This is a genomic window from Stutzerimonas kunmingensis (assembly GCF_014764705.1).
In the GTDB taxonomy this organism is placed as follows: Bacteria; Pseudomonadota; Gammaproteobacteria; order Pseudomonadales; family Pseudomonadaceae; genus Stutzerimonas.
Genome location: NZ_JACXXG010000005.1, coordinates 134,789 through 161,184 on the forward strand (window position 1 = coordinate 134,789; position 26,396 = coordinate 161,184).

Genomic DNA, 26,396 nt, shown 5'->3' on the forward strand with positions numbered 1-26,396 from the left:
GATTGAATCATGGCTGAAGCGGTGAACGTTCCGGTGCCGGCTACTCCCGAGGGTGTCAAGAAGCCCCTGCTGGGCTTGTCCTTTCTGGAAAACCTTTCGGATATGTCCATGCTGCGGCAGGTCGGCCTGTTGGTCGGGCTGGCGGCCAGCGTGGCGATCGGTTTTGCCGTGGTGCTCTGGTCGCAGCAGCCCGATTATCGTCCGCTGCTCGGCAGCCTGGCGGGGATGGATGCCAATCAGGTGATGGAAACCCTCGCCGCTGCGGATATCGCCTATACCGTCGAACCGAACTCCGGCGCCCTGCTGGTCAAGGCGGATGATCTTGCTCGCGCACGTCTCAAGCTCGCCGGTGCGGGTATCGCGCCGGCCGACAGCAACATCGGTTTCGAAATCCTCGACAAGGAACAGGGGCTGGGTACCAGCCAGTTCATGGAGGCGACCCGTTATCGCCGTGGTCTCGAGGGCGAACTGGGCCGCACCATTTCCAGCCTGAACAACGTCAAGGGCGCCCGTGTGCACCTGGCGATCCCGAAGAGCTCGGTGTTCGTTCGCGACGAGCGCAAGCCCAGTGCCTCGGTACTGGTGGAGCTTTACCCGGGCCGCGCGCTGGAACCGAGCCAGGTGATGGCGATCATCAACCTCGTCGCCACCAGCGTGCCGGAACTGGGCAAATCGCAGATCACCGTGGTGGATCAGAAGGGCAACCTGCTGTCCGATCAGCAGGAACTGACCGAGCTGAGCATGGCCGGCAAGCAGTTCGACTACAGCCGCCGCATGGAAGGCCTCTACACCCAGCGCGTGCACAACATTCTGCAGCCAGTGCTGGGCAGCGGCCGTTATAAGGCCGAAGTCTCCGCGGACGTGGATTTCAGCGCCGTCGAATCCACCTCGGAAACCTTCAACCCCGATCAGCCGGCGTTGCGCAGCGAACAGAGCGTCAATGAGCAGCGCCAGAGCAGCCTGCCGCCGCAAGGCGTGCCGGGCGCCCTGAGCAATCAGCCTCCTGGCCCGGCGACCGCGCCCGAGCAGGCCAATCAGGCCGCAGCCGCCGCGGGTGCCGTGGCTCCTGGTCAGCCTCTGCTCGATGCCAATGGTCAGCAGGTCATGGATCCCGTGACCGGTCAGCCGATGCTCGCGCCTTATCCGGCCGACAAGCGCGAGCAGGCTACGCGCAACTACGAACTCGATCGCTCGATCAGCTATACCAAGCAGCAGCAGGGTCGCCTGCGCCGGCTCTCGGTGGCAGTAGTGGTCGACGATCAGATGACGCTCAATGCGGCCGGCGAGATGGTTCGCGTACCGTGGAACGCCGATGATCTGGCGCGCTTCACTCGCCTGGTGCAAGACGCGGTGGGTTTCGATGCCAGCCGCGGCGATAGCGTCAGCGTGATCAACACCGCGTTCGTCGCCGACAGCGCTGGTGAGACCTTCGAAGAGATACCGTTCTACTCGCAACCGTGGTTCTGGGATGTGGTCAAGCAGGTCCTCGGCGTGCTGTTCATCCTGGTGCTGGTGTTCGGTGTGCTGCGTCCGGTGCTCAAGAGCCTCACCAATCCGTCCAGCGGCAAGGAACTGCAGGTTGCCAGCGGTCCGGGCGAACTGGGTGACGATGATGGACTGGACTCCGGCCTGGCCAGTGACCGGGTCAGCCTGAGCGGCCCGCAGAACATTCTGCTGCCGAGCCCCAGCGAGGGATATGAAGCCCAGCTGAACGCGATCAAGAACCTTGTGGCCGATGACCCGGGACGGGTAGCCCAGGTGGTGAAAGAGTGGATCAACGCCGATGAATGACAATCGAGTTCAAGCCAAGCTCAACAAGGTCGACAAGGCCGCCATCCTGTTGCTCTCGCTGGGTGAAACCGACGCTGCGCAGGTCCTGCGTCACCTCGGTCCGAAAGAGGTGCAGCGCGTCGGTACTGCCATGGCGCAGATGCGCAACGTGCAGAAGGCACAGATCGAACAGGTAATGAGCGAGTTCGTCGAGATCGTCGGCGACCAGACCAGCCTCGGCGTCGGCTCCGACGGTTACATCCGCAAGATGCTTACCCAGGCGCTCGGCGAGGATAAGGCAGGCGGCCTGATTGATCGCATCCTGCTGGGCGGCAACACCAGCGGTCTGGACAGCCTGAAATGGATGGAGCCGCGTGCGGTGGCGGATGTGATCCGCTACGAGCACCCGCAGATCCAGGCCATCGTGGTGGCCTATCTCGACCCGGACCAGGCTGGCGAGGTGCTCTCGCATTTCGACCATAAGGTGCGCCTGGACATCGTCCTGCGCGTGTCCTCGCTCAACACCGTGCAGCCGGCTGCGCTGAAAGAGCTGAACCTGATCCTGGAAAAGCAGTTCTCCGGCAGCACCAACACCAGCCGCGCCAGCCTGGGCGGCGTAAAGCGCGCGGCGGACATCATGAACTACCTGGACAGCTCCATCGAAGGCCAGCTGATGGATGCCATCCGCGATGTGGACGAGGACCTGTCGAGCCAGATCGAAGACCTGATGTTCGTCTTCGACAACCTCGCCGAAGTCGACGACCGCGGCATTCAGGTGCTGCTGCGTGAGGTATCCTCCGACGTGCTGGTGATGGCGCTCAAGGGCGCCGACGACGGCATCAAGGAAAAGGTCTTCAAGAACATGTCCAAGCGCGCCGGCGAGCTGCTGCGTGACGACCTGGAGGCCAAGGGCCCGGTGCGTGTCAGTGATGTCGAGAATGCGCAGAAGGAAATCCTTACCATTGCTCGCCGCATGGCCGAGGCCGGTGAAATCGTCCTGGGTTCCAAGGGCGGCGAAGAGATGATCTAACCAGGTACGAATTCCACCCATGGCCAAGGACAACCCCAGCGACGTCATACGCGCGAAAGACGTCAGCCTGTTCGATCGCTGGTCGCTGCCCAGCTTCGACCCGCAGGGCGAAGAAGACGAGTTGCCTGCAGCAGGGGTCGTGGAAGAGCCCGCCGAAGAGCTGGCGCGCAGCGAGGACGTCCCGGTCGAGGAAGTCAAACCGCTGACGCTCGACGAACTCGAAGCGATCCGCCAGCAGGCATACAACGAAGGTTTCGCCACCGGCGAGAAAGATGGTTTCCATGCCGGCCAGCTCAAGGCGCGGCAGGAGGCCGAGGCCGCGTTGGCGCCGCGGCTGGAAAACCTCGAGCAGCTGATGGGTCAGTTGCTCGAGCCGATTGCCGATCAGGATCGCAATCTCGAGCACGCCATGGCGACCCTGGTCAGCCACATGGCGCGCGAAGTGATCCAGCGTGATCTGCTGATCGATTCCAGCCAGATCCGTCAGGTGCTGCGTGAGGCGCTGAAGTTGCTGCCAATGGGCGCCAGCAATGTGCGAATCCACGTCAATCCGCAGGACTTCGAGCTGATCAAGGCGCTGCGCGAGCGGCACGAGGAAAGCTGGCGAATTCTCGAGGACAGCAGCCTGCTGCCTGGTGGCTGTCATATCGAAACCGAGCACAGCCGCATCGATGCGAGCATCGAGACGCGCCTCACCCAGGCCATCAAGCAACTGTTCGAACAGCAGCGCGAGAATGCCACCCGCCCCCCTGCCGCCGATCTGACCATCGATCTGGACATGCCCGATGCGCCTTGAGCGAACCAGTTTCGCCAAGCGTTTCGAAGCCTATGGCGAAGCGATCAAACTGCCCAGCCAGCCCATGCTCGAAGGGCGCCTGTTGCGCATGGTCGGTCTGACGCTGGAGGCTGAGGGGCTGCGCGCAGCCGTTGGCAGTCGCTGCCTGGTGATCAACGACGACAGTTATCACCCCACTGAGGTCGAGGCCGAGGTGATGGGCTTTTCCAGCGGCAAGCTGTATCTGATGCCTGTCGGCAGCCTTGCCGGCATCGCGCCGGGCGCGCGGGTCGTGCCGCTGGTCAATACCGGACGGCTGCCCATGGGCATGTCCATGCTCGGCCGCGTGCTGGATGGCGCAGGGCGTGCACTGGACGGTAAGGGTGGCATGAGAGCGGAGGATTGGGTGCCGATGGACGGCCCCGTTATCAACCCGCTCAAGCGCCACCCGATCAGCGAGCCGCTGGATGTCGGCATCCGCAGTATCAATGGCTTGCTGACCGTCGGTCGCGGTCAGCGCCTAGGCCTATTTGCCGGCACCGGTGTCGGCAAGTCGGTGCTGCTGGGCATGATGACCCGCTTCACCGAGGCCGACATCATCGTCGTCGGCCTGATCGGCGAGCGGGGGCGAGAGGTCAAGGAATTCATCGAGAACATCCTCGGCGAGGAAAGCATCAAGCGCTCCGTGGTGGTGGCATCGCCGGCTGACGAAGCGCCGCTGATGCGCCTACGCGCCGCGCAGTACTGCACGCGTATTGCGGAGTACTTCCGTGATCAGGGCAAGAACGTGTTGCTGCTGATGGATTCGCTGACGCGCTATGCTCAGGCCCAGCGCGAGATCGCCCTGGCCATCGGCGAGCCGCCAGCGACCAAGGGCTATCCGCCGTCGGTGTTCGCCAAGCTGCCGAGTCTGGTCGAGCGCGCCGGTAATGCCGAGCAGGGCGGCGGCTCGATCACGGCGTTCTACACCGTGCTCTCCGAAGGTGACGACCAGCAGGACCCGATCGCCGATGCCGCTCGCGGTGTGCTCGACGGCCACATCGTGCTGTCGCGCCGTCTGGCCGAAGAAGGCCACTATCCGGCTATCGACATCGAAGCCTCCATCAGCCGGGTCATGCCGCAAGTGGTGAGCGCCGAGCATGTGCGCGCGTCGCAGCGTTTCAAGCAGCTCTGGTCGCGCTACCAGCAGAGCCGCGACCTGATCAGTGTCGGCGCCTATGTGCCAGGTGGCGATCCGGAAACGGATATGGCCATAGCGCGTCAGGCCGAGATGGTCAGTTACCTGCGCCAGGGCCTTGACGAGAGCGAGGACCTGACGCGCAGCGCCGCGCAACTCGCAGCGGTGTTCAATCCACGGCAGGGCGGCTAACCGATGGCGGCCAGTCGGGCGGCGCGCCTGGCGCCGGTCATCGAGATGGCCGAAAAGGCCGAGCAGGAGGCCGCACGGTTGCTGGGCCAGGGCCAGACTCAGCTGAATCAGGCCGAGGCCAAACTCGGTGAGCTGGAGCAGTACTTCAGCGACTACCAGCAGCAATGGATGCAGCAGGGCAGTCAGGGCGTCTCGGGGCAGTGGCTGATGAATTACCAGCGCTTCCTGTCGCAGCTGGAGTCGGCCATTGGTCAGCAGCAGCGCAGCGTCAACTGGTACCGCGACAATCTGAAGAAGCTGCGCCAGCAGTGGCACCAGCGCCATGCGCGTGTCGAAGGCCTGAGCAAGCTGGTCGAAAGCTATCAGAAGGAAGCGCGGATCGCGGCGGACAAGCGCGAGCAGAAGTTGCTTGACGAGTACGCCCAGCGGCTGTCTGGGAGAACGCGTGAGCAGTGATCCAGCCACGGTCTCAGGCCGGATTCGTGCTTGCCGTACCGCTGCTTGAATGATAAATCTTGACCGCGTTTCAGCGCGGCGACCGCCAACAGATCGTTTCAGCTGCCATCTGGCTCTTCCGAGGATAAGTCTCAGAACCGGATGGCCGCCTTTCAGCCGGTACACGGCTGTTCATTTCGCTTATCGCGACGGCTGCTCGCAAGCCGCTTTCAAGACGTACCGGATCAGGAGTGCCACATGACCATTACCTCGCAGCCTTCGACGGATGGCCAGGAGTTGACCATATCCATCAGCGGACGCTTCGACTTCAATGCGCATCAGGCCTTCCGAGATGCTTACCAGCGTCAGGACGTGAATCCGCAGCGTTATGTGGTCAATCTGCAAGGCACCACTTACATGGACAGTTCGGCGCTGGGCATGCTGCTCTTGTTGCGCGATCACGCCGGTGGCGACGAGGCGGACATCCGCCTGCTCAACTGCAATGGCGACGTGCGCAAGATCCTGTCGGTGTCGAATTTCGAACAATTGTTCGTGATCGCCTGACATGCCCATGCGGCTGTCGATCCTGATCGCCGAAGACAGCCCGGTCGATCGGATGCTGCTTTCCACCATCGTCGCCAAGCAGGGCCACCGGGTGCTGACGGCAGCCGATGGGCAAGAGGCGGTCGAGCTGTTTCAGGAGGAGCGGCCGCAGCTGGTGCTGATGGACGCGCTGATGCCGGTAATGGATGGCTTCGAGGCGGCGCGGCGCATCAAGCAACTGGCCGGCGATGAGCTGGTCCCGATCATCTTTCTCACCTCGCTGACCGAGCACGAAGCGCTGGTCAGCTGCCTCGAGGCTGGCGGCGACGACTTCATCGCCAAGCCTTACAACCCGATCATTCTCGAAGCCAAGATTCAGGCCATGCATCGCCTGCGCCGCCTGCAGGCGACCGTGCTCGAGCAGCGCGACCTGATCGCCAGGCGCAATCAGCAGCTGCTCGACGAACATCGGGCCGCCAAGGCGATCTTCGACAAAGTCGCACATGCTGGTTGCCTGAGCGCGCCCACCATCCGCTTCCGCCAGTCGCCGCAGGCGCTGTTCAACGGCGACCTGCTGCTGGCGGCGCAGGCCCCGGCGGGGCAGATGTTTGTCCTGCTCGGCGATTTCACCGGCCACGGGCTGCCCGCCGCGATCGGGGCCATGCCGCTGGCGGAAACCTTTTACGGGATGGCGGCGAAAGGCTATTCGAGCACCGACATCCTTCGCGAGATGAATGCCAAGCTCAAACAGATCCTCCCGGTGGAAATGTTCTGCTGCGCGACGCTGCTCGATATCGATCCCAAACAGGGCAGCCTGCGGGTGTGGAACGGCGGTTTGCCCGACGGTTACCTGATCGGCGCGGCCGGCCGGCGCACGGTCCTGGCATCCCGTCACCTGCCGCTTGGTGTCGTCTCCCCGGCCGCGCTGGACGACAAGTTCGAGCATTACCCCTTGGCCCCCGGCGACCGGCTGTTGCTGCTGTCCGACGGCGTGGTCGAGAGTCGCAATGCCAATGACGAGCTGTTCGGCGAGCAGCGCCTGCTCGCCGTGCTGGACGCCAACGACGATCCGGCACGGCTGTTCGACGAGATCGAGCAGGCGCTGCTGGATTTCCACGGCCAGCAGCACGACGACCTGAGCCTGGTCGAGGTCGTAGTCAGCCCGGAGGTGATCACGATGCCGTCGATTGCCCCGGCCACCGCGCACCGCTCACGGCCGATGGACTGGTCGATTCGGCTCGAGCTGCGTGCCGACAGCCTGCGCAGCGGCAATCCATTGCCTTCGTTGCTGCAGATCCTGCTGCAGGTCAATCAGTTGCGCTCGCGTGTCGGTGAGATCTACACCGTGTTGGGCGAGCTCTATTCCAATGCCCTGGAGCATGGCGTGCTCGGCCTCGATTCGAGCCTCAAGTGTGATGCCGACGGTTTCAAGCAGTACTACGACTTGCGCCAGCAACGCCTGCAGGCACTGGTCGACGGTCATGTGCATCTGCAGCTGAACATCAAGACCGCCCCGCATGGAGGGCGCCTGCGCATCGGCATCAGCGACAGCGGCTCGGGCTTCGACGTGTCGCGCGCGTTGCAGGCGCAGTTTGGCAGCGACCGCTTCAGTGGGCGTGGCTTGCATCTGGTGCGCCAGTTGAGCGACCGATTCGACTGGCAGTCGGATGGGCGCGGGCTGAGCGTGGAGTTCGCCTGGCAGGCTGAGGCATAATCGTCCGCTTTCACTCAGGGGTGTACCGGTGTCCAACACTCATCTCGACAGCGCCGTGCTGACCACGCTGCAGGACGTGATGGAGAGTGAGTATCCGGCGCTGCTGGATACCTTTCTCGCCGACTCCGAGGAGCGCGTTCGGCTGCTCCGCCAGGCCTGTCTCGCCGACCAGTCTGAAACCTTGCGGCGTGCTGCGCACAGCTTCAAAGGCAGCTGCAGCAACATGGGCGCGACGCTGCTGGCCGACCTCTGCCAGGAGCTCGAGAGTGCCGCTCGGGAGGAGAACCTCGCGCAGGCCCCGGCGCTCATCGAATCCATCGAGCGAGAATTCGCCATCGTCGGAATTCTGTTCCGCGCCGAGCGCCAGCGCCACGGCTGAGTGGCCAAATCTCTGACGCCGGTGCCCTCTAACAGCAGAGCCGTTGCCGCCGGGCCGTCGTTTCTGTTCATGTCAGCGCGCTTCCCCGGCGTTTTTCCGGCATTCATGCCGCTGGCCCGGAACTTGCTCTGCTTCCGCCACGATCCATCCGTAGCGGAATGACCTCATGGCTGTTTCCCCCGACCTGTTGCTTAGATCCCCATCCGTCGACGCGCGCCCAAAAGCGGCGGCCAAAGCGCCAGAAGCACCGCGCGAAGGGCGAGACAGCGGCAGCGCCAGCTTCTCCGATGTCTACGCCAAGGAGCGTCAGACGAAGCCAGCCGAGCGCCCGGTGCGCAACGAGGCCAGCCGCGACAAGCCGGTCGAGAACAAGCGCGAGCAGGAAACGGCGGAGGCGACCACCGACGAGAAGCCGGCGGTTGCCGAAAGCGGCAATACCTTGCCTCCCGAAACGCCGGCTGAGGAAATTCCGGAGGCGGAGCTCGATCCAATGCTGCTGCTTGGTCTTGGCACGCAGTTCGTGGCGGAGTCCGAAGCCCAGCCTGAAACCGAGGTCGATGCTGTCTCCCTGCTTCCGGGGCTGCCGACGGCCGCTGCCGGCATTGCCGGCGATGAGGCTGTCGATGCGGACGAAGCAGCACTGGCCGGCATGCGTACGCTGACCGAAACCCCGGCAGCCATGCAGAAGACGGCCCAGCAGCAATTGCAGAACCCGCTGACCGATGCGCAGGCGAAGGCCTCGGCTGACGATGGCTTTGCCAGCGCGTTGCTGGCGAGTCAGGACGCGGGTGAGGGCGAAGAGCTCGATGTGGAATTGCTGACCAAGGACCTGCTGGAAAGCGTGGAGGCGCCAAAGGAGAGTCGTGCCAGCGCCAGCGAACTGGCTGCGGGACGCCTCAACCCCTTGAGCCAGACCATCGCTCAGCAGGTGCAGCAATCGCAGCGTCCGCAACTGGTGCCGGGTCAACCGGTACAGATGCAGCAGTCCGGCTGGAGCGAGGCGGTCGTCGACCGCGTGATGTGGCTGTCCAGCCAGAATCTCAAGTCGGCGGAAATCCAACTCGACCCGGCTGAACTCGGTCGTATGGAAGTACGCATCGACCTGACCAAGGACCAGGCGCAGGTGACCTTCCTCAGCCCGCATGCGGGGGTGCGCGACGCGTTGGAAGGGCAGATGCAGCGACTACGGGAAATGTTCACCCAGCAGGGCATGAACCTGATGGACGTGAACGTATCCGATCAGTCGCTGGCGCGTGGCTGGCAAGGCGGAGCCGATGGTGGTTCCTCGCGGGGTGGAGCGTCGGGTGAGGGGGATCTGGCAGGCGAGGAGCTGGAGCTCGGCGTGACGGAAATCGCCTCCAATCGTGCCGCCGGTGATCGCGGACTCGTCGACTACTACGCCTGAGTCATCCGCTTTTAGGGATAATCCGGCGCCGCGGTTCAGGTGCGCGCCGGTTTTCCGCCGCCCGTCGCTGCAATCGCTTTCGCGTCGCCTATCCAGGCGTTATCTCCATCCTTTTCCTGATACCTTGTGAGCGCACTGCCTGGAGCCCGAGGCTGCGCCGTACCGGCGTGCATTGACGTTGGCACAGCTGTTGCTCCTAACTCCTGAAATCAGAATCGAACGCTGTTGATGACGGATATTTGGCATGGCTAAGAAACAGGCTCCACCAACAGTGCCGCCAACCGGACCGGAAGCGGAGCCGGCAGGCAAGGGAAAGCTGAAACTCATCCTGGTGATCGTGGTCGCCATGTTGGTGGCCGTAGGGCTTTCCATCGGCGGTACGCTTTACTTCATGAACAAGGGCGGCGACCTTGGTGACGACAAGGCCGAAGAGGCCGCGAACACTGCCTCGGGCAAGCAGCCGGCGATCTATGAAGTCCTGATGCCGGCCTTCGTGGTCAATTTCAGCAACAAGGGACGCCAGCGTTACATGCAGGTCAGCATCGCGTTGATGTCGCGTGATCAGGCTGCGCTGGATGCACTGAAAGTGCATATGCCGTTGTTGCGCAACCGACTGGTCATGCTGTTCTCCAGTCAGGACTTCGAGGCGTTGAAAACGCCCGTGGGCAAGGAAATGCTGCGTCAGCAGGCGACTGCCAGCGTGCAGGAACTGGCGCAGAAGGAAATTGGCAAGCTTGCCGTCGAGCAAGTGCTTTTCACCAACTTCGTATTGCAATAGAAGGCTGCCGCAGATGGCTGTTCAAGACCTGCTCTCGCAAGACGAGATCGATGCGCTCCTGCACGGGGTCGACGACGGTCTGGTGGATACCGAAAGCGATTCCGAGCCGGGGTCCATCAAGAGCTACGACCTGACCAGTCAGGACCGCATCGTGCGTGGGCGCATGCCTACGCTGGAAATGATCAACGAGCGTTTCGCCCGTTACACCCGGATTAGCATGTTCAACCTGCTGCGCCGCTCTGCCGATGTGTCGGTGGGTGGCGTGCAGGTGATGAAGTTCGGCGAGTACGTGCATTCGCTGTATGTACCCACCAGCCTCAATCTGGTGAAGATGAAGCCGCTGCGTGGCACGGCGCTGTTCATCCTCGACGCCAAGCTGGTGTTCAAGCTGGTGGACAACTTCTTCGGCGGCGACGGTCGCCACGCCAAGATCGAGGGGCGCGAGTTCACCCCGACCGAGTTGCGCGTCGTGCGCATGGTGCTCGATCAGGCCTTCACCGATCTCAAGGAAGCCTGGCACGCGGTGCTGGACGTCAACTTCGAGTACGTCAACTCGGAAGTGAACCCGGCTCTGGCCAACATCGTCAGCCCCAGCGAAGTGGTGGTGGTTTCCACCTTCCACATCGAACTGGACAGTGGTGGCGGCGATCTGCACGTGACCATGCCTTATTCGATGATCGAGCCGATCCGCGAAATGCTGGATGCCGGCTTCCAGTCGGACGTCAGTGACCAGGATGAGCGTTGGGTCAAGGCGCTGCGTGAAGACATTCTCGACGTCAGCGTTCCGCTGGGCGCAACTGTCGTCAGGCGGCAACTGAAATTGCGCGACATTCTGAACATGCAGCCCGGCGATGTGATCCCGGTGGAAATGCCAGAAGACATGATCATGCGTGCCAATGGCATGCCGTCCTTCAAGGTCAAGCTGGGTGCCCACAAGGGCAACCTGGCATTGCAGGTGCTGGAGCCCGTGGTCCGCCCACGCTGAGCCAGCCCTTTACTCAATTCGAGCCGATCGAGGATTAGCGATGGCAGACGAACACGACAACACCTCCCCCGAGGAACAGGCGCTGGCCGATGAATGGGCTGCGGCGTTGGCCGAAGCTGGCGACGCCAGCCAGGACGACATCGATGCGCTGCTGAATCAGGGGCCGGAAGCGGCTGCACCAGCCGCCCCGCGGGCACCGCTGGAGGACTTCGCCAGCGCACCCAAGTCCAATGGCGTGCAGCTGGGACTGGAAGGTCCCAATCTGGACGTGATCCTCGACATCCCGGTTTCCATCTCGATGGAGGTCGGCAGTACCGAAATCAGCATCCGCAACCTGCTGCAGCTCAACCAGGGCTCGGTGGTGGAGCTCGATCGTCTGGCTGGCGAGCCGCTGGACGTATTGGTCAACGGCACCCTCATTGCCCATGGCGAGGTGGTGGTGGTCAACGAGAAGTTCGGCATCCGGCTGACCGATGTGATCAGCCCGACCGAACGCATCAAGAAGCTGCGCTGACGTGCGCGCGCTCGTATTCCTGGCAGTGTTCGTCGCGCTGCCAGCCTTCGCCGCAGAGCCGGCAACCAGCATGAGCAGCGAGGGCATGGGCGCTCAGCTGAGCAAACTGATGCTCGGCCTGTTGCTGGTGATCGGGCTGATCTTCCTGCTCGCCTGGCTGCTGCGTCGGGTTCAGCAGCTGAACCCCCGCGGCACTCAGGTGATCAAGCTGATCTCCACCCAGGCGCTGGGGCCTCGCGAGCGGCTGGTGCTGGTCCAGGTTGGCGGCGAGCAGATTCTGATCGGCCTCAGTGGCGGCCGCATCACGCCATTGCACGTGATGCAGGAGCCGGTACATCTGCCGGACGCCGAGCCGGCCAACCCTGAATTCGCCCAGCGTCTGATGGAGCTGCTCGGCAAGGACCACAAGGACAAGCCTTGATGTTGCGCATTCTGCTGGTGGTCGCGCTGATGTTGCTCGGCCCGCTCGCCATGGCGCAGGAGCCTTCCGGCATCCTGGCCCAGGGAAACAACCCGCTCTCGATTCCGGCGATCACTCTGACCACCGACGCGGAAGGGCAGCAGGAATACTCGGTCAGCCTGCAGATTCTGCTGATCATGACGGCGCTGAGCTTCATTCCGGCGTTCGTCATGCTGATGACCAGCTTCACCCGCATCATCATCGTGTTTTCCATCCTGCGTCAGGCGCTTGGCCTGCAGCAGACACCGTCGAACCAGATCCTCATCGGCCTGACCCTGTTCCTCACGCTATTCATCATGGCGCCGGTGTTCGAGCGGATTAACCAGGAAGCGCTGCAGCCTTACCTCAGCGAGCAGATCCCGGCGCAGGAAGCGATTGCCCGCGCCGAAGTACCGCTCAAGGGCTTCATGCTGGCGCAGACCCGTGAGAGCGATCTTGAGCTTTTTGTCAGGCTGTCACGACGCACCGATATCGCATCGCCGGAAGCTGCACCGATGACCATCCTGGTGCCAGCGTTCGTCACCTCCGAGCTGAAGACGGCGTTCCAGATCGGCTTCATGATCTTCATTCCCTTCCTGATCATCGACATGGTGGTGGCCAGCGTGCTCATGGCGATGGGCATGATGATGCTGTCGCCGCTGATCATCTCGTTGCCGTTCAAGATCATGCTGTTCGTGCTGGTGGACGGCTGGGGTCTGATAATCGGCACGCTGGCCGGTAGCTTCGGCACGCTTTAGGAACCACGCATATGACTCCAGAAGTAGCGGTGGACCTGTTTCGCGAAGGGTTGTGGATGACGGCGATGATCGTCGGCGTGCTGGTGGTGCCAAGCCTGCTGGTCGGCCTGGTGGTGGCGATGTTCCAGGCCGCGACGCAGATCAACGAGCAAACCCTGAGCTTCCTGCCGCGCCTGCTGGTGATGCTGCTGACGCTGATCTGGGCTGGGCCATGGCTGGTGCGCGAGCTGATGGAGTACACCCAGAACCTTGTCCAGAACATTCCGTTGCTGATCGGGTAAGCGCGTGCTTGAGCTGAGCAATGCGCAGATCGGCGGCTGGGTAGGGCAGTTCCTGCTGCCGCTGTTCCGCATCGCCGCCTTGCTGATGAGTATGCCGCTGATTGGTACGCAGCTGGTGCCGATGAGGGTGCGGCTTTACCTGTCGCTGGCCATCGCCCTGGTACTGGTGCCGACGTTGCCGCCCATGCCGGTGGTCGAGTCGCTCAGCCTGGCCTCGTTGCTGCTGATCGCCGAGCAGCTGGTGATCGGTGTGATGCTGGGGTTCGTCCTGCAGCTTTTCTTCCACGTGTTCATCGTGTCCGGCCAGTTGCTGGCCATGCAGATGGGCCTGGGTTTCGCGTCGATGGTCGATCCTGCCAACGGCATCTCGGTGCCGGTGCTCGGTCAGTTCTTCAACATGCTGGTGATCCTGTTGTTCCTCTCGGTAAACGGCCATCTGGTGGTGCTGGAGATTCTTGCCGAGAGCTTCGTGACGCTGCCGGTAGGTGGTGGTCTGTCGACCAATCATTACTGGGAGGTGGCGGGCAAGCTGGGCTGGGTGCTGGGCGCCGGCCTGCTGCTGGTGCTGCCGGCGATTACCGCACTGCTGGTGGTGAACCTGGCGTTCGGCCTGATGACGCGGGCCGCGCCGCAATTGAACATCTTCTCCATTGGCTTTCCGTTGACCCTGGTGCTGGGCCTGATCATCGTCTGGATCGGCATGGCGGACATCTTTGCGCAGTACCAGGTTTTTGTCAGCGAGGCGCTGGCCATGCTGCGTGAACTGGCGGGAGCGCGCTGATGAGAGTGGCAGGGTCGGAGGTCGCGCATGGCTGAGAGCGAAAGCGGCGCCGACAAAAGCGAGGAACCCACAGAGAAACGCCTGCGCGAATCCCGCGAAAAAGGGCAGTTGGCCCGTTCCCGCGAGCTCAGCACGGTCGCAGTGACCCTGGGCGGTATCGGCGGGCTGCTGGCGTCTGGCGCAGGTCTGGCGCAGAGCCTGATGGCGATGATGCAGGGTACCTTCGAGCTGAGCCGGGAAACGCTGCTCGACGAAGGCTCCATGGTACGACTGCTGATGGGCAGCGGCATGATTGCGCTGGAGGCGATCATGCCGCTGGTGATCGCCTTGCTGATCGCATCGATCGTCGGCCCGGTATCGCTGGGTGGCTGGTTGTTCTCGGCCAAGGCGATGGCGCCGAAGATGAGCCGGATGAATCCGGCTGCCGGGCTCAAGCGGATGTTCTCCACCAAGGCGCTGGTCGAGCTGCTCAAGGCGCTGGGCAAGTTTCTCGTGGTACTCGGCGTGGCGTTGCTGGTGCTTTCGGCCTATCAGGACGATCTGCTGTCCATCGCCAAGCAGCCGTTGGACCTGGCCATCATGCACAGTGCCGAGGTGGTTGGCTGGTGCGCCCTTTGGATGGCCTGCGGCTTGATCCTGATCGCGGCGGTGGATGTGCCGTTCCAGCTCTGGGACAACAAGCAGAAGCTGATGATGACCAAGCAGGAGGTTAAGGACGAGTACAAGGATTCCGAGGGCAAGCCGGAGGTCAAGTCACGCATCCGCCAGCTGCAGCGTGAGGCGGCGCAGCGGCGCATGATGCAGGCTGTGCCCGAGGCAGACGTGGTGATCACCAACCCGACGCACTTCGCCGTCGCCCTGAAATACGACGGCGACAAGGGCGGTGCGCCCCGGCTGGTGGCCAAGGGCGGCGACTTCGTCGCGCTGAAGATTCGTGAAATCGCCCAGGAGCACAAGGTGACGGTGCTGGAGTCGCCGGCGCTGGCGCGGGCGGTGTACTACTCGACCGAACTGGACCAGGAGATTCCCGACGGCCTTTACCTGGCAGTGGCGCAGGTACTGGCGTACGTCTATCAGCTGCGCCAGTACCGCGCGGGCAAGGGGCGGCGGCCGGACCCCTTGAATGATGTGCCCATCCCGCCGAATCTGCGCCGCGACGACTGAGGCGCATCACGCGGCGATCGCCGGCTCGCCGCGTGTCCCAGCGTTATTCGATGACGCCGCAGGCGACCCGCGCACCGCCACCGCCGAGGGGTTGCGGATGGTCGGAATGATTGTCTCCGCCCTGGTGAACCATCAGCGCCAGGCCTTTGATATCGCCCAGGCTCTTCAGGCGCGGCGCCAGCACTGGCTGACTGGCTTTGCCCCCGCTGTCGACGTACAGCGCCGGCAGGTCGCCCATATGGCCGTCACCCCATGGCTCGCCATGCTTGCCGCTGTTCTTCGGGTCCCAGTGACCGCCCGCTGCGCCAGCCGGGGTCTGCTTGCCATCGATCTCGGCCGGCTCGCAACTGCCCTTGGCGTGAACGTGAAATCCGTGGGCGCCAGGCTGCAGGCCAGATAGCTCGGGGCGGAACACCAGCCCGTATTCGCTGTTTTCGATCTTGACGCTGCCGACCGATTCGCCGACGCCCTGGGCCGTCACGGCGTTCACCTTGACGTTCAATGTATCAGCCTGAACGGCGACCGCAGTGCAGCCGGCCAGCGCGGCGATGATCCACTGTTTCATCTGGAAGCTCCTTTGTACAAACGGCGACGGGCTGTCGCCGGTTGCTAGTGTGACTGCCAGTTGTCGGTGGCGTTCGCTGGCGCGGCGGCTCGCAGGTCTGGCTGGGGACAGACCGTGCGGCGGGCTCTGCGACGGGCCGCAGAAGTTGGACCCCTTCTTGCTATAACCCGGGCAGGACGCTTGTCGCGTCAAGAATTCGTTCTGTATCCCCGGGGGCTACGTTGGATCGCACGCAACTCATCAATATTCGCAATGGCCTGACGGGTGCGGGGCGCGGCAACCTCGGCGTGCCGCTGCTGCTGCTCGTGATGATGGGCATGATGATGCTGTCGGTGCCGCCGTTCCTGCTGGATCTGCTGTTCACCTTCAACATTGCGTTGTCGATCGTCGTGCTGCTGGTCAGCGTCTATGCGTTGCGCCCGCTGGATTTCGCAGTGTTCCCGACGATTCTGCTGGTTGCCACACTGATGCGTCTGGCGTTGAACGTGGCGTCGACGCGGGTGGTGCTGATCAACGGCCATGAAGGCGGCTCCGCTGCCGGCCATGTGATCGAGGCCTTCGGTAATGTGGTGATCGGCGGCAACTACGTCGTCGGTATCGTGGTGTTCGCGATCCTGATGATCATCAACTTCGTCGTGGTGACCAAGGGTGCCGGCCGCATCTCGGAAGTGAGTGCGCGCTTCACCCTTGATGCCATGCCCGGCAAGCAGATGGCGATCGACGCCGACCTCAACGCCGGCCTGATCGACCAGGAAGAAGCCAAGAAGCGTCGTAGTGAAGTGTCATCGGAAGCTGATTTCTACGGTTCCATGGATGGTGCGTCGAAGTTTGTCCGTGGTGACGCCATCGCCGGTCTGCTGATTCTCTTCATCAACCTGATCGGCGGCGTCGGTATCGGCATGGCGCAGCACGGTATGAGCTTCAGCGATGCCGGCCAGGTCTATGCACTGCTGACCATCGGTGATGGCCTGGTTGCGCAGATTCCTTCGCTGCTGCTGTCTACCGCGGCGGCCATCATGGTTACCCGTGTTACCAGTTCCGAGGACATGGGGCAGCAGGTGCAGCGGCAGATGTTCGCCTCGCCCAAGGCGCTGGCCGTTTCCGCGGCAATCATGATTGCCATGGGTCTGGTTCCCGGCATGCCGCACATGTCCTTCCTCGGCCTTGGCGCCGCGGCTGCAGCGGGTGCCTACTGGATCTGGCATCGGCAGAAGCAGGTCGTGAAGAAGGCCGAGCAGGAAGTACAGAAACAGCAGGATCTGCTCCCGGCCCAGCGTGCGGCCGAAACCAAGGAGCTGGGTTGGGACGATGTAACCCCGGTCGACATGGTGGGGCTGGAAGTTGGCTACCGTCTGATTCCGCTGGTGGATCGCAACCAGGGTGGCCAGCTGCTGGCGCGAATCAAGGGCGTACGCAAGAAGCTCTCGCAGGACCTGGGTTTTCTCATGCCCTCGGTTCACATCCGTGACAACCTCGATCTGTTGCCCAACGCCTATCGCTTGACGCTGATGGGGGTGAGTCTGGCCGAGGCTGAGGTCTATCCGGATCGGGAACTGGCGATCAATCCGGGTCAGGTGTTCGGGCCGCTCAATGGCATTACCGCCAGAGACCCGGCGTTCGGGCTGGAGGCGGTCTGGATCGAAGCGAGCCAGCGTGATCAGGCGCAGTCGCTTGGTTATACCGTGGTGGATGCCAGTACCGTGGTCGCCACCCACCTCAATCAGGTGCTGCACAAGCATGCCCACGAACTGCTTGGCCATGAGGAGGTCCAGCAGCTGTTGCAGCTGCTGGCCAAGAGCTCGCCCAAGCTGGCCGAGGAGCTGGTGCCCGGGATGGTTTCGCTGTCCACGCTGCTCAAGGTGCTGCAAGCCTTGCTGCAGGAGCAGGTGCCGGTGCGCGACATCCGGACCATCGCCGAGGCCATCGCCAATGCGGCCGCCAAGAGTCAAGATCCCGCCGCAATGGTTGCTGCGGTACGCGTCGCATTGTCTCGCGCAATCGTGCAAAACGTTGTGGGACTAGAGCCGGAGCTGCCTGTGATCACTCTGGAGCCTCGGTTGGAACAGATTTTGCTCAATAGCCTGCAGAAGGCTGGTCAAGGCTCCGAAGACGGCATTCTGCTGGAGCCGGGAATGGCCGAAAAGTTGCAAAGGTCTCTGGTAGATGCAGCACAGCGTCAAGAAATGCTCGGCAAGCCGGCGGTACTGCTGGTAGCCGGCCCGGTACGGGCGATGCTGTCGAGATTCGCGCGTCTGGCGGTACCGAACATTCATGTTCTGGCCTACCAGGAAATACCGGACAACAAGCAGGTCACCATCGTCTCGACGGTGGGTCAGAATTAACCGAGGGTACAGGCCATGCAGGTCAAACGTTTCTTCGCCGCCGATATGCGCATCGCCATGAAAATGGTTCGCGACGAGCTGGGCGCCGATGCCGTGATCATCGGCAATCGCCGGGTGGCCGGTGGCGTCGAGCTGACCGCTGTGCTCGATTACCCCATGCAGTCCGCGCCGGCGGCCAACAAGCCCAACCCGGCGCTGGAAGCCGAATTGCGCAAGACGCAGTCGCGGCTGGCCAATGCACATGCCGAGCTGAGCGCTGCGCCGCGCGCGAAGATGCAGGATCGTCAACTGGTTGACGAGAAGCCTGCCGTCGCGGCCAGCAAGGTGCAGCCCGATACGGTCGCCGAGCCTTCCCCCGCGGCCGACTCCCGTGCCATCGAAGCGATGTACTCGGAACTGCACGGTTTGCGCGAGCTGATCGAAGTGCAGCTCGGCTCGATCGCCTGGGGCCAGGAGCAGAGCCGTCGCCCGCAGCAGGCAGGCCTCTGGCGCCGTCTGCAGCGCCTGGGCCTGCCGGCCGAGCTATCGCGTAGCCTGCTGGAAAAGGTCGCCGGCATTAACGAGCCGCGTCAGGCCTGGCGCATGGTGCTGGCGTATCTGGCGCAGGCAATCAAGGTCACCAAGAACGAGCCGCTGGAAGAGGGCGGTGTGATTGCTCTGGTCGGCCCAGCAGGCGTCGGCAAGACCACTACGCTGGCCAAGCTGGCTGCTCGCTACGTGCTGAAACATGGCGCGCAGAGCATTGCGCTGGCCAGCATGGACAATTATCGGATCGGTGCGCAGGAGCAACTCAAGACACTGGGCCGGATCCTCGACGTGCCGGTGGTGCAGATCGATCCTAGCCAGCCGCTGAGCAAATCGCTGGCCTCGCTGGCGCGTAAGCGGATCATCCTGATCGACACCGCCGGCTTGCCGGCAAGCGATCCGACGCTGCGCATGCAGCTCGAAGCGCTGTCGGACAAGGGCGTCAAATCGAAGAATTACCTGGTGCTGGCGGCAACCAGCCAGAGCCAGGTGCTCAAGGCTGCATGGCACAACTATCGTCGTTGTGGGCTGGCCGGTTGTATCCTGACGAAGCTCGACGAGGCGGGCAGCCTTGGCGATGTGCTCGGTCTCACGATCAGCCAGCATTTGCCGATAGCTTACCTGGCCGATGGTCCCCGGATTCCTGACGACCTGCATCTGCCGCGCAGCCATCAGCTGGTCAGTCGGGCGGTTAGCCTGCAGTCCGGCGAGGAGCCGAGCGAAGAAACCATGGCCGACATGTTCGCCGGGTTGTACAACGGCTCGTCACGGCGGGCTGGATGATGCTGCGACAGCGGTACTCGAATGAATCAGATGCGTGCCATGCGGACGCATCGCCGGCCGCAAGGCCCCAGCAAGATATAGGCATGTGAACATGGGTATGCATCCCGTACAGGTGATTGCGGTGACTGGCGGCAAGGGTGGCGTCGGCAAGACCAACGTGTCGGTCAATCTGGCACTGGCGCTGGCGGACCTCGGCCGGCGTGTGGTGTTGCTTGACGCCGACCTTGGCCTGGCCAACGTCGACGTGCTGCTGGGGCTTACCACCAAGCGCACCCTGGCTGACGTCATCGCCGGCGAATGTGATCTGCGCGACGTACTGATCCAGGGGCCGGGCGGCATCCGCGTAGTGCCGGCCGCATCCGGCACGCAGAGCATGGTGCAGCTGTCTTCCCTGCAGCACGCCGGGTTGATCCAGGCGTTCAGCGAGCTTGGCGACGAGCTCGACGTGCTGATCATCGACACCGCGGCTGGCATCGGCGATTCCGTTGTGAGCTTCGTGCGCGCAGCTCAGGAAGTGCTGCTGGTGGTCACCGACGAGCCCACGTCCATCACCGACGCCTATGCACTTATCAAGCTGCTGAACCGCGATTACGGCATCAGCCGCTTCCGCGTGTTGGCCAACATGGCTCACGCACCGCAGGAAGGCCGCAATTTGTTCGCCAAGCTGACCAAGGTTACCGAGCGCTTTCTCGACGTGGCGCTGCAGTATGTCGGTGCAGTCCCTTACGACGAAGCGGTGCGCAAGGCCGTGCAGAAGCAGCGCGCAGTCTATGAAGCGTACCCGCGCTCGAAATGTGCACTAGCCTTCAAGGCGATCGCGCAGAAGGTTGATACCTGGCCTCTGCCGGCGACGCCGCGGGGTCATCTCGAGTTCTTCGTAGAGCGCCTCATCAGCCCCGCTTCACCCAGCCACGAATGACAGGTGCCGGATCCGCTATGTATTACAGCAAGGCTCAGGCAAAGGATGCGCAGTACCGCCTGATCGATCAGTACGCCCCGTTGGTCAAGCGAATCGCTTACCACTTGTTGGCGCGTCTGCCTGCAAGCGTGCAAGTGGACGATCTGATTCAGGCTGGAATGATCGGACTGCTGGAAGCAGCTAAGAAATACGACGCCGGCAAGGGTGCCAGCTTTGAAACCTACGCCGGTATCCGCATTCGCGGCACCATGCTGGACGAAGTCCGCAAGGGTGACTGGGCGCCGCGTTCGGTACATCGCAATTCGCGGATGGTCAGCGAGGCGATCCGGGCGATCGAAGCGAAAACCGGGCGCGACGCTAAAGATCACGAGGTTGCGGCCGAACTTAAGCTAAGTCTCGACGAGTATTACGGCATTCTTGGCGATACGCTGGGTAGTCGCCTGTTCAGCTTCGACGATCTGCTGCAGGAAGGCGATCATGGCGAGCTCGAGGAAGACGCTGCCAGTCTCCACCCGGAGCCGTTCCGTGATCTCGAGGATGAACGTTTTCAGCAGGCGCTGGCCGACGCCATCGCCAACCTGCCCGAGCGTGAAAAGCTGGTGCTGTCGCTGTATTACGACGAAGAATTGAATTTGAAGGAAATCGGTCAGGTGCTGGGGGTCAGCGAGTCGCGTGTGAGCCAGTTGCATAGCCAGTGCGCTGCGCGCTTGCGCGCGCGTCTCGGCGAATGGCGCGCCAATTGACGATTGTTTGCGGTATGACGTGCTCGGTTTGCTGAGGCATTTTGGGACTTACGGAGGTCGACTTGGACAAGAACATGAAAATCCTCATCGTCGATGACTTCTCGACGATGAGACGAATCATCAAGAACCTCCTGCGTGATCTGGGGTTCACCAACACCGCCGAAGCGGATGACGGTACTACCGCACTGCCGATGCTGAAAAGCGGCAGCTTCGATTTCCTGGTCACCGACTGGAACATGCCGGGCATGAGCGGTATCGATCTGCTGCGCACAGTGCGCGCGGACGAGCGCCTCAAGCATCTGCCGGTACTGATGGTGACCGCCGAGGCGAAGCGCGATCAGATCATCGAAGCGGCCCAGGCCGGGGTCAATGGCTATGTGGTCAAACCCTTCACCGCCCAGGTGCTCAAGGAAAAGATCGAGAAGATCTTCGAGCGCGTCAACGGCTGAAGCAGTAACGCCGCGAGGGCACTATGACGCAAGCAGACCAAAGCCTGGCAGAGTTCGAAGCAACTCTGAAGGCGCATGCACCCAAGTTGATCGAAAGTCTGCAGCAAGGCCGCTTCGATGAAGCGACGCAGATGTTCAACGAGCTCAATCAGGTGCGCAACAACGGGCTCTATCAGGAAGTGGGCAAGCTCACGCGCGAGCTTCACAACGCCATCGTCAAGCTCGAGATGGACACCTGCGCCACGGGCGGCGACCCGTCACCGATCACCGATGCCACCGACCGTCTGTCCTACGTGGTGGAGATGACCGAGAAGGCTGCCAACCGCACCATGGACCTGGTCGAAGAATCAGCGCCGCTGGTGAACTACGTGAGCTATGAGGCGCAGAGCCTGACAGCCGACTGGCAGCGTTTCATGCGTCGTGAGATGAGTGCCGATCAGTTCCGCGATCTGGTCAAGCGCATCGACCAGTACCTGCAGCGCAGCATGAACGATGGCGGCCAGCTGTCGCAGAACCTCAGCGAAATCATGCTGGCGCAGGACTTCCAGGACCTGACCGGCCAGGTGATCAAGCGAGTGACCCGCCTCATCACTGAACTCGAAAGCAACCTGCTTAACCTGGTCCTGATGGCGGGGCAGGTCGATCGCGTGGCGGGCATCCAGCATGACCGCGAGGCGATGCGCGCCGAGCAGGAAAAGAAAAAACAAGAAAAAGAGCCTTCCAAGGGTGAAGGTCCGCAGATGCATGCCGATATGCGTGAAGACGTCGTTTCCGGCCAGGACGATGTCGATGATCTGCTTTCAAGCCTGGGCTTTTAGGGGAAGTGAATATGAGCTTCGACGCCGATGAAGAAATCCTCCAGGACTTCCTGGTAGAGGCCGGCGAGATTCTCGAACTATTGTCCGAGCAACTCGTGGAGCTGGAAAGCAGCCCCGATGACATGGCGTTGCTCAATGCGATTTTTCGCGGGTTCCATACGGTCAAGGGCGGTGCCGGGTTCCTCCAGCTGCATGAGCTGGTGGAGTGCTGCCATATCGCCGAAAACGTCTTCGACATCCTGCGCAAGGGTGAGCGTCGAGTCGATTCCGAACTGATGGATGTCGTTCTGCAGGCGCTCGACGCCGTGAACGCGATGTTCAGTCAGGTCCGCGAGCGCGTCGAGCCGACGCCAGCCTCGCGTGAGTTGCTTGCGGCGCTGGCACGTCTGGCGGAGCCAGCCTCGGCTGATGAGCCAGCGCCGGCAGTCGAACCGCAGGTCGTGGCCGAATCCCGATCCGAGGGCGCCGATAGCGAATTCGAACTGATGCTCGATGCCATTCAGCCGTCCGCCAGCGAGCCGGCTGCGGCCGAAGTAGCGACTGGCCCTGCCACCGACGAGATTACCGACGACGAATTCGAGTCGCTGCTCGACCAGCTGCATGGCAAGGGACAATTCTCTGCCGCTGCGGGTGCCTCGATGCCTGCCGAGAGCGAGTTCGTTGCTGCGCCGACCAGTGACGAAATCACCGATGACGAATTTGAAGCCTTGCTGGACCAGCTGCATGGCAAGGGTAAGTTCGAAGCGGCCCCGGCTGAACCCGCTGCGCCAGCAAGCGCCGAACCGGCAAAGGGCGGTGGTACAGCTGGTGCAGCTGACGAGATCACCGACGACGAGTTCGAAGCACTGCTCGATCAACTGCATGGCAAGGGCAAGTTCGAGCCTGCGGTCGTCGAGACTCCGGCTGAACCTGCTGCGGCTGTGCCGATCAAACCGGCGCCCAAGCCCGCCCCTGCTGCTGCTCCGGCCAAGGCCGCTCCGGCAGCTGCGGTGAGCAAGCCGGCCGCTGCTGCTCCGGCGGAAAAGCCTCCGGCCGAGGCCGAGACCACCGTGCGCGTCGATACCGCACGCCTGGACGAGATCATGAACATGGTCGGGGAGCTGGTGCTGGTGCGTAACCGTCTGGTACGCCTGGGCTCCAACAGCGGCGACGAGGCGATGGCCAAGGCCGTCTCCAACCTCGACGTGGTGACGGCCGATCTGCAGAGTGCGGTGATGAAGACCCGCATGCAGCCGATAAAGAAGGTCTTCGGTCGCTTCCCGCGCCTGGTCCGCGACCTGGCTCGCAGCCTGAAGAAAGAGATCAACCTTGAGCTCGTCGGTGAAGAAACCGATCTCGACAAGAACCTGGTCGAAGCCCTGGCCGATCCGCTGGTGCACCTGGTGCGCAACGCGGTCGACCACGGTATCGAGATGCCCGAGGAGCGCGAAGCCGCCGGCAAGCCGCGTACCGGGCGGGTAGTGCTTTCCGCCGAGCAGGAAGGCGACCACATCCTGTTGATCATCAGTGATGACGGCAAGGGTATGGATGCCAACGTCCTGCGCGCCAAGGCCGTCGAAAAAGGCATGCTGGAGAAGGATGCCGCCGATCGCCTGAGCGACCTGGAGTGCTACAACCTGATCTTCGCGCCGGGCTTCTCGACCAAGACCGAGATTTCCGACGTGTCCGGCCGCGGTGTCGGCATGGACGTGGTCAAGACCAAGATTTCCCAGCTCAACGGCACGGTGAACGTGTTCTCCACCAAGGGCCAGGGCTCGCGGGTGGTGATCAAGGTGCCGCTGACCCTGGCGATCATGCCGACCCTGATGGTCATGCTCGGCAGCCAGGCCTTCGCCTTCCCGCTGGTCAACGTCAACGAGATCTTCCACCTCGACCTGTCGCGGACCAACGTCGTCGATGGCCAGGAAGTGGTGATCGTCCGCGACAAGGCGCTGCCGCTGTTCTACCTCAAGCGCTGGCTGGTCAACGATGCGGCTCAGGAGGAGCAGCGTGAAGGCCATGTAGTAATTCTCAGCGTCGGCAATCAGAGCATCGGCTTCGTCGTCGATCAGCTCGTGGGCCAGGAAGAAGTGGTCATCAAGCCGCTTGGCAAGATGCTGCAGGGTACGCCTGGTATGTCTGGCGCGACGATCACCGGCGATGGCCGCATCGCGCTGATTCTCGATGTTCCCAGCATGCTCAAGCGCTACGCACGCAGGATTTGATTCAGTCAGGCAGCGCTTACCTCGGATGGGAGCGCTGCCGCTAGGAGTGATGTATGGCAGTCAAGGTCCTGGTCGTCGACGATTCCGGCTTCTTTCGTCGGCGCGTCTCGGAAATCCTTTCCTCTGATTCGAATATCCAGGTCGTCGGCACCGCCACCAACGGACGCGAGGCGATCGACCAGGTGCTGGCGTTGAAGCCGGATGTCATCACCATGGACTACGAGATGCCGATGATGGACGGCATCACGGCGGTGCGGCAGATCATGCAGCGCTGCCCCACACCGGTGTTGATGTTTTCCTCGCTGACGCACGAAGGTGCTCGGGTCACCCTCGATGCACTGGATGCCGGCGCCGTCGACTATCTGCCGAAGAACTTCGAAGACATTTCGCGTAACCCGGATAAGGTCAAGCAGCTGCTGTGCGAGAAGGTACATACCGTTTCGCGCAGCAACCGGCGCTACAGCACGTTCTGTACCTCGAGCGTAAGTACGCCGCCGGTATCCGCGCGTGGCACTGCCTCGACATTGGCTACTGCAGCGCCTCGGGCCGGCGCTACAGCGCCAGCGCCCGCGGCGCCGGCAGCTCGTTCGCCGGCGCCCAAGCGCAAGGCGTACAAGCTGGTGGCCATCGGTACGTCTACTGGCGGTCCGGTGGCGCTGCAGCGTGTGCTCACTCAGCTCCCGGCGAATTTCCCCGCGCCGATCGTACTCATCCAGCACATGCCGGCCGCGTTCACCAAAGCCTTCGCCGATCGTCTGGACAAGCTTTGCCGCATTCGTGTCAAGGAAGCCGAGGACGGCGACGTGCTGCGTCCGGGGCTTGCTCTGCTGGCACCGGGTGGCAAGCAGATGATGATCGATGGCCGCGGTGCGGTACGCATTCTGCCGGGCGATGATCGCCTCAACTACAAGCCTTGCGTCGACGTTACCTTCGGTTCGGCCGCCAAGTCGTTTCACGACAAAGTGCTGGCGGTAGTGCTGACCGGCATGGGTGCCGATGGTCGCGAAGGCGCACGGTTGCTCAAGCAGAGCGGCAGCCAGGTGTGGGCGCAGGATGAAGCCAGCTGCGTGATCTATGGCATGCCGATGGCGGTGGTCAAAGCCAACCTGAGTGATGCGGTCTACGGGCTCGACGACATCGGTCGCAATCTGGCCGAGGCGTGCATCTGATGGAGGCCCGCCTCTAATGGACGTGCTCAGCCTGATCGGGCTGCTGTTGGCGTTCGTCGCCATCGTTGGGGGCAATTTTCTCGAGGGCGGGCATATCTCGGCGCTGCTCAATGGGCCGGCCGCGTTGATCGTGCTTGGCGGTACCCTGGGTGCCGTCCTGCTGCAGACGCCCATCGCCGTGTTCATGCGGGCGATGAGTATCGGTCGCTGGATATTCTTTCCGCCGCGCATCGATCTCGCGCGCGGCATCCTCATGGTCACTACCTGGAGCAATACTGCGCGCAAGGAGGGGTTGCTCGGCCTCGAGCCGGTCGCCGAGACGGAGCCCGATCCTTACGCACGCAAAGGCCTGCAGCTGCTGGTCGATGGCGCCGAGCCGGAAGTGATCCGCAGCATCCTCGAGGTCGATCTGTATACCCAGGAGGGGCGTGACCTGCGCGCGGCCAAGGTCTACGAGAGCATGGGTGGCTACTCGCCGACCATCGGGATCATCGGCGCGGTGATGGGGTTGATCCACGTGATGGGCAATCTGGCCGATCCCAGCCAGCTGGGCAGCGGCATCGCCGTTGCGTTCGTGGCGACCATCTATGGCGTCGCTTTCGCCAACCTGCTGGTGCTGCCGGTCGGCAACAAGCTGAAGAGCGTCGTCCAGCGGCAGACCGCCTATCGCGAGATGCTGCTGGAGGGCGTGTTGTCCATTGCCGAGGGCGAAAATCCGCGTTCCATCGAGATGAAGCTGCAAGGCTTCATGGACTGACC

General features: G+C 62.7%; 27 protein-coding genes. 26 read left to right on the forward strand and 1 reads right to left on the reverse strand.

Annotation, left to right across the window (positions count from 1 at the left end; translation table 11 throughout):
* Positions 1 to 9 precede the first annotated feature (9 nt).
* From fliF to flhB, 17 genes are all read left to right on the forward strand, one after another.
* Entirely contained in the window at positions 10 to 1,791 is a 1,782-nt protein-coding gene (gene fliF, locus IEG05_RS06785) for a flagellar basal-body MS-ring/collar protein FliF (RefSeq protein WP_046621931.1), read from the forward strand.
* Positions 1,784 to 2,800 (forward strand): flagellar motor switch protein FliG, encoded by a 1,017-nt coding sequence (gene fliG / locus IEG05_RS06790; protein WP_014820867.1) that lies wholly within the window; start codon positions 1,784 to 1,786, stop codon positions 2,798 to 2,800. The genes fliF and fliG overlap by 8 nt, the downstream gene beginning before the upstream one ends.
* A 19-nt stretch (positions 2,801 to 2,819) precedes the next feature.
* The gene (gene fliH / locus IEG05_RS06795; protein WP_014820866.1) at positions 2,820 to 3,596 is read left to right on the forward strand and encodes a flagellar assembly protein FliH; all 777 of its coding nucleotides are present in this window, start codon (positions 2,820 to 2,822) and stop codon (positions 3,594 to 3,596) included.
* On the forward strand, positions 3,586 to 4,944 hold the full coding sequence (gene fliI / locus IEG05_RS06800) for a flagellar protein export ATPase FliI (protein WP_014820865.1): 1,359 nt from the start codon (positions 3,586 to 3,588) through the stop codon (positions 4,942 to 4,944). The genes fliH and fliI overlap by 11 nt, the downstream gene beginning before the upstream one ends.
* Before the next feature lie 3 nt (positions 4,945 to 4,947).
* Positions 4,948 to 5,400, forward strand: a complete 453-nt coding sequence (gene fliJ / locus IEG05_RS06805) for a flagellar export protein FliJ (protein WP_014820864.1) — start codon at positions 4,948 to 4,950, stop codon at positions 5,398 to 5,400.
* Between the two features lie 237 nt (positions 5,401 to 5,637).
* Positions 5,638 to 5,943, forward strand: coding sequence for an STAS domain-containing protein (locus tag IEG05_RS06810; protein WP_003299593.1), 306 nt, complete (start codon positions 5,638 to 5,640; stop codon positions 5,941 to 5,943).
* A gap of 1 nt (position 5,944) precedes the next feature.
* Entirely contained in the window at positions 5,945 to 7,636 is a 1,692-nt protein-coding gene (locus IEG05_RS06815; RefSeq protein ID WP_191121785.1) for an ATP-binding SpoIIE family protein phosphatase, read from the forward strand.
* A 28-nt stretch (positions 7,637 to 7,664) separates the two neighbouring features.
* Positions 7,665 to 8,015, forward strand: a complete 351-nt coding sequence (locus tag IEG05_RS06820) for an Hpt domain-containing protein (protein ID WP_014820862.1) — start codon at positions 7,665 to 7,667, stop codon at positions 8,013 to 8,015.
* A gap of 166 nt (positions 8,016 to 8,181) precedes the next feature.
* Positions 8,182 to 9,420 (forward strand): flagellar hook-length control protein FliK, encoded by a 1,239-nt coding sequence (locus IEG05_RS06825; protein WP_046621932.1) that lies wholly within the window; start codon positions 8,182 to 8,184, stop codon positions 9,418 to 9,420.
* Positions 9,421 to 9,664: 244 nt separating this feature from the next.
* A complete protein-coding gene (gene fliL / locus IEG05_RS06830) occupies positions 9,665 to 10,198 on the forward strand; it encodes a flagellar basal body-associated protein FliL (RefSeq protein WP_191121786.1) in 534 nt (177 codons plus the stop codon).
* A 13-nt stretch (positions 10,199 to 10,211) separates the two neighbouring features.
* Positions 10,212 to 11,183 (forward strand): flagellar motor switch protein FliM, encoded by a 972-nt coding sequence (fliM, locus tag IEG05_RS06835; RefSeq protein WP_042926994.1) that lies wholly within the window; start codon positions 10,212 to 10,214, stop codon positions 11,181 to 11,183.
* A gap of 40 nt (positions 11,184 to 11,223) precedes the next feature.
* Positions 11,224 to 11,697: a flagellar motor switch protein FliN gene (gene fliN / locus IEG05_RS06840; protein WP_046621939.1), complete on the forward strand. Its 474-nt coding sequence runs from the start codon at positions 11,224 to 11,226 to the stop codon at positions 11,695 to 11,697.
* 1 nt (position 11,698) lies between these two features.
* Entirely contained in the window at positions 11,699 to 12,118 is a 420-nt protein-coding gene (gene fliO / locus IEG05_RS06845) for a flagellar biosynthetic protein FliO (protein ID WP_046621941.1), read from the forward strand.
* Positions 12,118 to 12,894 (forward strand): flagellar type III secretion system pore protein FliP, encoded by a 777-nt coding sequence (gene fliP / locus IEG05_RS06850; RefSeq protein ID WP_041014454.1) that lies wholly within the window; start codon positions 12,118 to 12,120, stop codon positions 12,892 to 12,894. The genes fliO and fliP overlap by 1 nt, the downstream gene beginning before the upstream one ends.
* 11 nt (positions 12,895 to 12,905) lie before the next feature.
* Complete coding sequence (fliQ, locus tag IEG05_RS06855; RefSeq protein WP_003296594.1) at positions 12,906 to 13,175, forward strand: flagellar biosynthesis protein FliQ; 270 nt, start codon at positions 12,906 to 12,908, stop codon at positions 13,173 to 13,175.
* A gap of 4 nt (positions 13,176 to 13,179) precedes the next feature.
* Positions 13,180 to 13,956: a flagellar biosynthetic protein FliR gene (gene fliR, locus IEG05_RS06860; RefSeq protein ID WP_014820856.1), complete on the forward strand. Its 777-nt coding sequence runs from the start codon at positions 13,180 to 13,182 to the stop codon at positions 13,954 to 13,956.
* A gap of 27 nt (positions 13,957 to 13,983) precedes the next feature.
* Positions 13,984 to 15,120, forward strand: coding sequence for a flagellar biosynthesis protein FlhB (gene flhB, locus IEG05_RS06865; protein ID WP_191121787.1), 1,137 nt, complete (start codon positions 13,984 to 13,986; stop codon positions 15,118 to 15,120).
* Between the two features lie 43 nt (positions 15,121 to 15,163).
* Here flhB and sodC read toward each other — a convergent pair whose 3' ends face one another.
* On the reverse strand, positions 15,164 to 15,685 hold the full coding sequence (gene sodC, locus IEG05_RS06870) for a superoxide dismutase family protein (protein ID WP_191121788.1): 522 nt from the start codon (positions 15,683 to 15,685) through the stop codon (positions 15,164 to 15,166).
* Positions 15,686 to 15,906: 221 nt separating this feature from the next.
* Between sodC and flhA the strand changes: the two genes are divergently transcribed.
* From flhA to IEG05_RS06915, 9 genes are all read left to right on the forward strand, one after another.
* A complete protein-coding gene (gene flhA / locus IEG05_RS06875) occupies positions 15,907 to 18,027 on the forward strand; it encodes a flagellar biosynthesis protein FlhA (protein ID WP_179486165.1) in 2,121 nt (706 codons plus the stop codon).
* Positions 18,028 to 18,042: 15 nt separating this feature from the next.
* Positions 18,043 to 19,335, forward strand: a complete 1,293-nt coding sequence (gene flhF, locus IEG05_RS06880) for a flagellar biosynthesis GTPase FlhF (protein ID WP_042926986.1) — start codon at positions 18,043 to 18,045, stop codon at positions 19,333 to 19,335.
* A gap of 91 nt (positions 19,336 to 19,426) precedes the next feature.
* Positions 19,427 to 20,254 (forward strand): flagellar synthesis regulator FleN, encoded by an 828-nt coding sequence (gene fleN, locus IEG05_RS06885; protein WP_014820851.1) that lies wholly within the window; start codon positions 19,427 to 19,429, stop codon positions 20,252 to 20,254.
* A gap of 17 nt (positions 20,255 to 20,271) precedes the next feature.
* Complete coding sequence (fliA, locus tag IEG05_RS06890) at positions 20,272 to 20,997, forward strand: RNA polymerase sigma factor FliA (protein ID WP_014820850.1); 726 nt, start codon at positions 20,272 to 20,274, stop codon at positions 20,995 to 20,997.
* 74 nt (positions 20,998 to 21,071) lie between these two features.
* Complete coding sequence (locus tag IEG05_RS06895) at positions 21,072 to 21,446, forward strand: chemotaxis response regulator CheY (RefSeq protein ID WP_011913679.1); 375 nt, start codon at positions 21,072 to 21,074, stop codon at positions 21,444 to 21,446.
* Positions 21,447 to 21,469: 23 nt separating this feature from the next.
* A complete protein-coding gene (locus IEG05_RS06900) occupies positions 21,470 to 22,264 on the forward strand; it encodes a protein phosphatase CheZ (RefSeq protein WP_191121789.1) in 795 nt (264 codons plus the stop codon).
* An 11-nt stretch (positions 22,265 to 22,275) separates the two neighbouring features.
* Positions 22,276 to 24,468 carry a chemotaxis protein CheA gene (locus tag IEG05_RS06905; RefSeq protein WP_191121790.1) on the forward strand — a complete coding sequence of 731 codons (2,193 nt, stop codon included), beginning with the start codon at positions 22,276 to 22,278 and terminating at the stop codon, positions 24,466 to 24,468.
* 53 nt (positions 24,469 to 24,521) lie between these two features.
* Complete coding sequence (locus IEG05_RS06910) at positions 24,522 to 25,637, forward strand: protein-glutamate methylesterase/protein-glutamine glutaminase (protein ID WP_191121791.1); 1,116 nt, start codon at positions 24,522 to 24,524, stop codon at positions 25,635 to 25,637.
* Positions 25,638 to 25,653: 16 nt separating this feature from the next.
* Positions 25,654 to 26,394 (forward strand): flagellar motor protein, encoded by a 741-nt coding sequence (locus IEG05_RS06915; protein WP_014820846.1) that lies wholly within the window; start codon positions 25,654 to 25,656, stop codon positions 26,392 to 26,394.
* Positions 26,395 to 26,396 lie beyond the last annotated feature (2 nt).

Bases quoted from the DNA above. Each gene is read 5' to 3' on its own strand.
- fliQ (WP_003296594.1), top strand. From the start codon at position 12,906: ATGACTCCAGAAGTAGCGGTGGACCTGTTTCGCGAAGGGTTGTGGATG.
- IEG05_RS06905 (WP_191121790.1), top strand. From the start codon at position 22,276: ATGAGCTTCGACGCCGATGAAGAAATCCTCCAGGACTTCCTGGTAGAG.
- fliP (WP_041014454.1), top strand. From the start codon at position 12,118: ATGTTGCGCATTCTGCTGGTGGTCGCGCTGATGTTGCTCGGCCCGCTC.
- fliJ (WP_014820864.1), top strand. From the start codon at position 4,948: ATGGCGGCCAGTCGGGCGGCGCGCCTGGCGCCGGTCATCGAGATGGCC.
- IEG05_RS06910 (WP_191121791.1), top strand. From the start codon at position 24,522: ATGGCAGTCAAGGTCCTGGTCGTCGACGATTCCGGCTTCTTTCGTCGG.
- IEG05_RS06810 (WP_003299593.1), top strand. From the start codon at position 5,638: ATGACCATTACCTCGCAGCCTTCGACGGATGGCCAGGAGTTGACCATA.
- fliL (WP_191121786.1), top strand. From the start codon at position 9,665: ATGGCTAAGAAACAGGCTCCACCAACAGTGCCGCCAACCGGACCGGAA.
- flhB (WP_191121787.1), top strand. From the start codon at position 13,984: ATGGCTGAGAGCGAAAGCGGCGCCGACAAAAGCGAGGAACCCACAGAG.
- fliM (WP_042926994.1), top strand. From the start codon at position 10,212: ATGGCTGTTCAAGACCTGCTCTCGCAAGACGAGATCGATGCGCTCCTG.
- fliI (WP_014820865.1), top strand. From the start codon at position 3,586: ATGCGCCTTGAGCGAACCAGTTTCGCCAAGCGTTTCGAAGCCTATGGC.
- IEG05_RS06825 (WP_046621932.1), top strand. From the start codon at position 8,182: ATGGCTGTTTCCCCCGACCTGTTGCTTAGATCCCCATCCGTCGACGCG.
- fleN (WP_014820851.1), top strand. From the start codon at position 19,427: ATGGGTATGCATCCCGTACAGGTGATTGCGGTGACTGGCGGCAAGGGT.
- fliH (WP_014820866.1), top strand. From the start codon at position 2,820: ATGGCCAAGGACAACCCCAGCGACGTCATACGCGCGAAAGACGTCAGC.
- IEG05_RS06895 (WP_011913679.1), top strand. From the start codon at position 21,072: ATGAAAATCCTCATCGTCGATGACTTCTCGACGATGAGACGAATCATC.
- fliA (WP_014820850.1), top strand. From the start codon at position 20,272: ATGTATTACAGCAAGGCTCAGGCAAAGGATGCGCAGTACCGCCTGATC.
- IEG05_RS06900 (WP_191121789.1), top strand. From the start codon at position 21,470: ATGACGCAAGCAGACCAAAGCCTGGCAGAGTTCGAAGCAACTCTGAAG.
- flhF (WP_042926986.1), top strand. From the start codon at position 18,043: ATGCAGGTCAAACGTTTCTTCGCCGCCGATATGCGCATCGCCATGAAA.
- fliG (WP_014820867.1), top strand. From the start codon at position 1,784: ATGAATGACAATCGAGTTCAAGCCAAGCTCAACAAGGTCGACAAGGCC.
- fliN (WP_046621939.1), top strand. From the start codon at position 11,224: ATGGCAGACGAACACGACAACACCTCCCCCGAGGAACAGGCGCTGGCC.
- sodC (WP_191121788.1), bottom strand. From the start codon at position 15,685: ATGAAACAGTGGATCATCGCCGCGCTGGCCGGCTGCACTGCGGTCGCC.
- fliF (WP_046621931.1), top strand. From the start codon at position 10: ATGGCTGAAGCGGTGAACGTTCCGGTGCCGGCTACTCCCGAGGGTGTC.
- IEG05_RS06815 (WP_191121785.1), top strand. From the start codon at position 5,945: ATGCCCATGCGGCTGTCGATCCTGATCGCCGAAGACAGCCCGGTCGAT.
- IEG05_RS06915 (WP_014820846.1), top strand. From the start codon at position 25,654: ATGGACGTGCTCAGCCTGATCGGGCTGCTGTTGGCGTTCGTCGCCATC.